Annotated in this window: 3 protein-coding genes; all 3 read right to left on the bottom strand. The window is 52.0% G+C overall.

Features of this window, described 5'->3' with window-relative positions:
* Nucleotides 1-2144: hypothetical protein (locus LLG96_09050; GenBank protein ID MCE5250353.1), on the bottom strand; the 2144-nt coding region annotated here is incomplete at its 3' end.
* A gap of 238 nt (nucleotides 2145-2382) precedes the next feature.
* Nucleotides 2383-2814 carry a TlpA family protein disulfide reductase gene (locus LLG96_09045; protein ID MCE5250352.1) on the bottom strand — a complete coding sequence of 144 codons (432 nt, stop codon included), beginning with the start codon at nucleotides 2812-2814 and terminating at the stop codon, nucleotides 2383-2385.
* 235 nt (nucleotides 2815-3049) lie between these two features.
* Nucleotides 3050-7624: a carboxypeptidase regulatory-like domain-containing protein gene (locus LLG96_09040; GenBank protein ID MCE5250351.1), complete on the bottom strand. Its 4575-nt coding sequence runs from the start codon at nucleotides 7622-7624 to the stop codon at nucleotides 3050-3052.
* Between the last annotated feature and the right edge of the window lie 111 nt (nucleotides 7625-7735).

The following is a 7735-nucleotide window of genomic DNA, read 5'->3' as shown; positions in this document are numbered from 1 at the left end:
TCGCTGCCCCTGCTCGATGCATCGCCGTTTACCGAAAGCCCCGTTATCGACCCAGGAATCGCAAAGGACGCTACCGCCGCGGACACGGAACAGTCGCCGGGTAGTCCATAGCCCTCATCCTGTGGAGTAACAGCCAGAGATACTATTCCGGTGAGCTCGTACAGATTAAAACCTCTAAAGGGGCTCCATACATCGTCGAAACTTTCGATACCCACTTTTGCATCGGATTTGACATGATAGACCGATTCGGTCGCGACATTGTGAACGAGCGTGAATACCGCCTCCATATGAAGTCTCGTATCGAGCCAGGCAGGATAGTTATCGGTCAGCCGTGCATCGTCGAACGTAACCGGCTGCGCCTCCCTGAAGGACGTGTAATTCGTTCTCCATGCATGATTGAGCGTATCTATCGACTTGTACTTGCTCTCCAGATATCGCTGGAACGATTCGACATCGTTTGTCGAAAAACCGACATCGACCTCGTAGGGAGTCAGCATGTTCGTCCCGCCGATGGAAAAAGCAAACGGCGAGAGATGTTTCAGCGTGTCGGCAAAAGCCCGGACACGTTTATCGAGTTTTTCATTGAAATCCACCGTCGTAATGACCGGATTCATGACCGGTTTGTTTTCGGTATTTTCGATCCGCGCGATCCGGGGAATTATCCTCAAACCGCTGCCTGCGGCATTTTGTGCAATACGTACCGCATTCCGGGTGGAATCGATACCGGTCAAATCTATATCGATACCGGTAACGCCCGCCCTGCCGAGAACCTTATAACGCTCACGGCTCGACACCTCCGATGCCAGGTCATCGGTGACAATGAGGGAATACTTCCGCGCATCGAACTCTTTCATGGTAAAAACGGGCTTCTCAAGTTCATGGACAAGCTCCCCGTCACGGTACAGGCGGGCGCGGGCAGTGAGCGACCTCTCTTTATGATGACGGAGCGTGAATTCAAGCCCGTCGTTATTCAGATCGTTGTCAGAAGAGAATACCTGTTGACCGATCAGGCGGCCCCAGCCATCGACCAGTTCCAATTCCAGTTTCATCCCCTTTTGAAGTCCCTGTGACAGCCGCACGACACCGTTTATGTCTCCGCCTTCACGGGCGATGCGTTCCCAGCAGTCGATTTCGGAAATAAACATCCGTGAAGTTACGGCAAAGGATGTTCCGGCAATCGCGGTAACTCCTCCGGAATCAAAAAGCGATATATCGACGGAATAAACACCGATCGGTACATACGGAAACGTTATTTTGACATAACTTCTCCCGTGCTCGACGATATAGGAGTTCATCAATTCCGCGGTCAAATGTCCGCTGTCATTTCTGTAACGCATGTGAAATTTTATATCTCGCTTGTCGCCGTTGTTATACAGATATACCCGGTAATACTTTCCGGTCAGCCCGTCCAGAGGATATATCCGCGCCGGTTTTGGTACTTTCGTAACAACGATTCCCGTATTTTTCCCCGAGGCGACCATAACCGCGTTGACCGCGGAGGTATGATAATCGGCGACATCCCTTGCGCTGCCCCGTAGATATGGCTGCGGCATCGCGACAAGAAGCCCGATTCCCCGTTTTCCGGCACAAACAGGCTTGAACTTGGCGAAAACGGCTGCTTCGAGCTGACGGGTGTCTCCTTTCCTTCCGGAAGCATATTTTTTAAGCTGTCTGCTGTTTCCGACACATACGAGTCCTGCGCCTCTGTCGACATTATTCAACATCGCCAACCTGACTCTTTCTGGTAAATCGTCGAGCCCGAAATCGAGCCAGATTACATCCCACCGCTCACGCAGTAATGTCACAGCGCGTTCAAGAATGGCATTCTCCGAGAGAATGTCCGCTTCGTCCGTGCTCATATATGGCCGGGCGCCGATTTGTGTGCGGCTTTCAGTCAGAACGGCCTCGAAACGGCATTCAAGCCGTGCCGCTATCCCTGAAACAGCCTGACCGACCGTATCACGGCTGCCGAAAAACAGGATTTTCAACGGTCCGTTCTTAACAGGTGTCGCTATGGGATATTTTTCAATGACGATCCCCGGATCGATTCGCGTAAACGGGAGGCTGGCATCGGTGAGGAAGTCGGCAAAGACAGAAGCAAAAACAAAAAGGAATACCGCGAATACACAACAGATAATTTTCATGCGGGCTCGGACATTCAATACCGGATTTAGCGGCATAATTGTTTTCTCACCATGCAAACATCGCTTTTTTCAGTAAGCCATCAGCAGTCGTTATGAGAATGTATGCATACTCCGGGAGTCAAATCAAGAAGAATGTCAAAAGGGGGTGTGTATTCCACACCCCCTTTCATGATTTTCCAGATTATACGACGTGGTATCCGTACATCCGGATATTTGTAAATCACCGGAAAAGAACTGCCTATTTCAATGTAAACAGATCGATTTCCTCCATGAGTATCATTACCACGGTCTTGAGGTCATCTTCGGTTCCGGGTTTATACCCGACAGTCCGGTACCGTACAATCCCATGGGTATCGACACAGAGTATATCGGGAATACCTCCTGTCTTGTACTGTCTGAACACTTCCCTGCCTCCGACAAGAACGGGGAATGTTATCCCTTTCTCGTCACAATACTTTTTGACAACCTCGCAGTCGCTCTCCGCAGTAATAGCGACTACAACGAGATCATTGTCCCTGAAAGTAGAATAGATTTCTTCGAGGCACGAGACATAGTACCCGCACTGTTCGCTCCATGTCCCGAAAAACGAAATGACGACGACCTTCCCCTCGAAACCGGAAAGCACACATTTCTTGCCTTCACAATTTTTCAGGGTGAATTCAGGCGACAGCTCGCCGACCAGCTTATGTTTCCCTGTACGGCCAAACCCTTGTGGCCAACAGCCCAGTCAGGCACAGGATACGGAGTAAGCGTGCAGCATCATGATGAGTACTGCGACGGCACACAGGTACCGTGTTGTACGGGCAGAGTATCTCATTGCGGTTTCTCCTTCAAGAATTTCAATACAATACAGACTAGAATGTGAATCACTTAATCAGAATAACACTCAAAGTGGCCTACCTATATCAGCGCTTCTGCGCTATTATACGGTCAAGCGCATTGATAACTCTCTGCGTTTCCGCGACCTCGGTCTCGATATTCTTATCCTTAACACTGTTGTTCTTAAGGAGTTCTTTTAATTCTGTTTCGGCCTTTTCATACTCACCGTTCATGAAATAACATTTCCCGAGGAGGAGATGAGCCTGGTAAGACATGACAGTCGAGGGTTTTACCGTCTGTGCAGCCTGTAATAACGATATGGCCGATTTATAATCCCTCTGATGAAACAGCTGATTCGCATTATTACACAGACTCCTGATACACGCATCAGCCTGCCATCCGTCACCAGCCTGCTCAATGATTTTCCCGATGGCGACCGCACTCTCATCAGGACGTCCCATCTTCTGTAAAACATCGGCAAGTATCGGATTCACCCAGAAATCATTACCCGCTTCTTTCAGCGTGGTCACGGCGTCGTTATAATTTTTCTGCCCGATGAATGAAAACACGAGGTTGAGCTTCTGCCAGTTCGGCGAATACCATTCGGGAACATCGTCCGACAGACGTCCGGCAAAGGTCACATCCTGATATTTCATGCCCGGAACAGAGACCCACTCGATCAGATTCAGCGGACTGTACGCATCCCCATCCATATCACTGTCATACACACGCATATTCATCCCCAGAGGCTTGCCCCGCTCGCATCCGGCCCATTTCAGGGCACTCCACGGAACCGCGAGCTCGGCCACATAGCCTTTCCGGCTCTTTTTGAGCGCCGCCTGTACACCGACAGCTTCCCAGAAGTACATGTATTTTTCATCGGTTACGGGATTTCGTCCGCTCAGCAATATGCGACCGTCATCAAAGGCGGTCAAAAAAATCTGTGCGGGATGAGCATGCGTGTTTTTCCCGTCGAAAAAGAGCTCGATACAGTCCTGTGAGAACGGGTACTCGAAATTCGGCTGTCTGAAAACGATATTGTCATCGGTGACATCGATCCCGATATAGATAAAATCGCCGTCCGCGATGCACTGCAAGTCAGCCGAAATATCCTCTTTCGACTGCTGCTGTCGCGCGCCGACATTACCCATGGATTCCGGATTGCTCTCCGTTATCGTCATCGGCGTGGCACCGATACCTTTCCAGTCCCCCAGTTCGCCATCCAGCCGTATGGGCGGCTTCACCCTGAGCAGTTTCGCCTCGTACGGTCTCGCGGACGGCGAGGCTGCCTCGACCAGACCGCCCGGTGCTGCATCAGGCTGTTCCCATTCCGCAACCACCGTGACAGCAGTACCGTCGGCTTTATAGGGACCGTATTGTTTTGATTTCAGCTCTCCCCTCTTGTCTCCCTGCTGGGCTGACAAGTAAAGTTTTACCGTATCGTTCATGAGGCTGTCGAAACGGAAAGAGCCATCGCCCGCAGTACGTGTCGATACCCAGAAAGTACCGGCTTCATGATATTGATCCCGGGTATACAAACTCACACCTTCAACAGGTTTCCCGTCAGTATCGACCACTGTTCCCAATAGCGAGTATTTCCCTTTCTTCAACACAAAATCATATGGCATGTTGGTTGAAATATATTCATACGTGTAACTACCCTGGTACGGTGTATAAGAAACCTGCATTTGACGGATTGTGCTGCCTGAAAGGTTGTCGAGCCTGTAGTGTCCATGGCTGTCGGTTTCGGCGCTTATGGAGGGACCGGAACCCTGTTGTACAGAGACACGTACTCCTGAAACCGGTTTCCCGCTTTCATCGGTGATCGTGCCCTCGATCCATCGGTCGCCCTTTGTCATGACAAAATCCTTCAAGGGCTGCATATCCTTGTCGGCGATAAACTGGTCGTCCTTTAAAATACTGGGCATGATGTACCCGTCTGCGTTCGCGGCGACCAAATATGTTTTCCCGACAGTGAGACCATCGAAACGATATTTGCCCTGTTTATCGGTAATGGCCGTTTTCTCGACCGTACCCCGGTTTTGATCATTCCAGCTGACAAGCTGCACGGCGGCATTGGGGATAGGTTTGTTCTCGTTATCCACCACACGTCCCTCGACAGATGTTTTACCGAATTCATCGAGCAGGAGCTCCACCTCGATTCGGGGTTTGATAACGATATCGACTTTGCCAGAAAGACTCTTTTCCGGGTGTGAAGCGTAGAGCGTGAGCTTCCCGTCCGGCGACTGACCCGCCAGCTCAAACCTGCCCTTGCTGTCGGATACGAGATTGATACCGACTTCCCCCGTGATGACAACGCCGGAAACAGGTGCGCCATCATACGTACGGGTTGTGCCGCGCACCGTGATTCCCGGTTCGAAAACGAAGGTGTCGAGCGAATATACCTTCCCTTCGGCAACGGTCGTGTCCCGCGCTGCCAACTCTATGAGCTGGTACCTGTCCGGCGAGGCTGTCTGGAACCTCGCTTTTCCCGGCGGAACGGTAAAGAAGAACTCGCCGTTCTCATCGGTCAAGACCGTGTAAAGAGACGGCATCCAATCGGTAACCGTCAGATCCTTGTACCCGATCCAGTGACCGGCGATAGGCTCGTTCGTGACTCCATCAACGACCTTTCCCTTGACCACAGCGCCCCCGATGAGCTTGAAATCGACATTGTCCAGGTTTTCACCGGGCTTCACCTCGATGTTCTGCCGGGGCTGGGCAGTCCATTTCCCTTCCGCGTACACATGGAGCGTGTAGGGACCGGATGGCAGATTCGGGATAGTGTATCGGCCGTTCTGGTCGGTTTTGACTTCGGCGGTCAACAAGGGAGTCGCAGGCGGATAACGGGTCGAAATTCTGACATTTGCCGCAGGTTTGCCCGAATCGCCATACTGTACCGTTCCCGACAGGCTTACGGCCGGAGCGAGGGAAATATCGACAGACTGATCTGCAGCCAGCGTAACTATTTTAACAGCAGTTGCATATCCGCCTTTCGCTACGGAAAACATGAGCATTCTTCCCCCGGGAATATTCAGAAGTCTGAAACTGCCGTTCCCGTCTGACTTCACCCTCAGCGCGGACAGAGACGCCACATCGAAAAGGGTATAATTGAAATTACCCGCATTTGAATAACCCAGTGAAACAACATTGATATCCGCACCGGCAAGAGGTTTTCCTGCTTCGTCCCTGACCGTTCCGGAAACGGCTATCCGGTTGTCGAGCCTGACAATCAGATTGCCGGGATCGGTGTACCGTCCGAGTTGAACCAATCCCACGGCGTAATCGGGGCTGTAGGCGAGAACGGACGGCCGGTAGTCCTTTTCCGCTTCGAGCAGTGAACTGTTCATTTCGAACGAGAAGGCTCCTTTACTGTCCGTTTTGGATACTTTTACCAATGTCCTGTGATTCAGGTCATTAAGATAGATTTCGGCGTCAGGAATTGTTTTATCCTCAAATACCACAATACCGGAAACGTCTACATTCCCGCTCTTTTTACCCGTCTCATCGAGGGGCAGCGCAAGAGCGATAACAAACGTCAAAGCAGCGGCTGCAACGGTTCCGGCGAGAGCCAGCCGCGAAAGTTTTCGTATGTGATCGCGTCGATCGGAAAGAATCGCTTCGACACGGCGGAAGAAAGCACTCCTCGAGAAAATGATACCCGTGGCAAGCTCGGTCTGAATCGCCCGAACGGGAAGATTCTCCGCGATACGGGCAAGCATTTTCGCATATGACAGGGGCTCTCCGAGCGCATCGAGAACGGCATCGTCGCACGCATGTTCCGCAAGCGTTTCGATACGGCGGGCAGAAGCCCATAGGAGCGGATGAAAGAAGAGCGCTGCACGGAGGTAGGAGACGATTCCCAGCGTCAGCGAGTCAAAGCGCCTGATATGGGCAAGCTCATGGAGCGCAACAGCCTCGAGCTCGCTTTCATCGAGGTCTTCGGAGAATCCCTCGGGCAGCATCACGACGGGATGTATCGTTCCGATGGTCATGGGAGCTTCGATTTCCGGGGTTTCAACGATCACGAAATCCCGCGTAAGCCCGAGACGGTTACGCGCGCGCCGGAAAATCCCGAGCATCTCCCCGTCGGTCACAACACTGCTGTACAAAAGCCAGCGCCGTATACGGAGCCTTCCCATGATTGTCATGAACAGAAACATCGCGGCGCCTGCGCAGTATACGATCAGTCCCATCGCCCACGGAAACGATGCGGGCAGGAAACGACGCGCCTGACCGTCCTGCGTGACGGGAAACTGGGGAAGCGCCTCTTTGACCGCTGTCCTTTCATCGGCGGCTGCCGGTTCTGACATGACCGGAGTTTTCCCCAATCGCATGGATTCCGTCTCCGTAAGCGCTGTGGAGCTTTCGGTGAGAACCGTTTTCATTTCCGGCACAGTATAACCCGGAATGACCCTGATCGGAGCCCGCGGAGTTCCGGTCGAGGAAACGATCCATGCAAACAGAGGAATCAGCGGAACTATTATCATCATCGAAACCATGATCACATGCAGTATCGAAGCCCGGCGCTGACGGAGAAAATACGTGAGAACAAGAACGCCCATTATCAGAATCGAGGACTGCCAGAGCAGCGATACCATGACACGTATGACATGAAAACCGACCGTATCGAGAAAAAGCAGCACAGGTATCAGCCTCATGAGTTTTCCTCCTTCTCGTGCTCCGCGATGAGCCGTTTGATCGCATCTAAATCATTGTGGCTCATATCGCGGCTTTTCAGGAGCGTGGCAACCATGCTCGGTCCGGATCCG

The organism is bacterium (assembly GCA_021372535.1).
Classification (GTDB): Bacteria; Latescibacterota; Latescibacteria; order Latescibacterales; family Latescibacteraceae; genus JAFGMP01.
This window is presented reverse-complemented; position numbering and strand designations above follow the sequence as displayed.

Excerpts from the sequence above, each read along its gene's own strand:
- LLG96_09040 (MCE5250351.1), bottom strand. The coding sequence starts at position 7,624 with ATGAGGCTGATACCTGTGCTGCTTTTTCTCGATACGGTCGGTTTTCAT.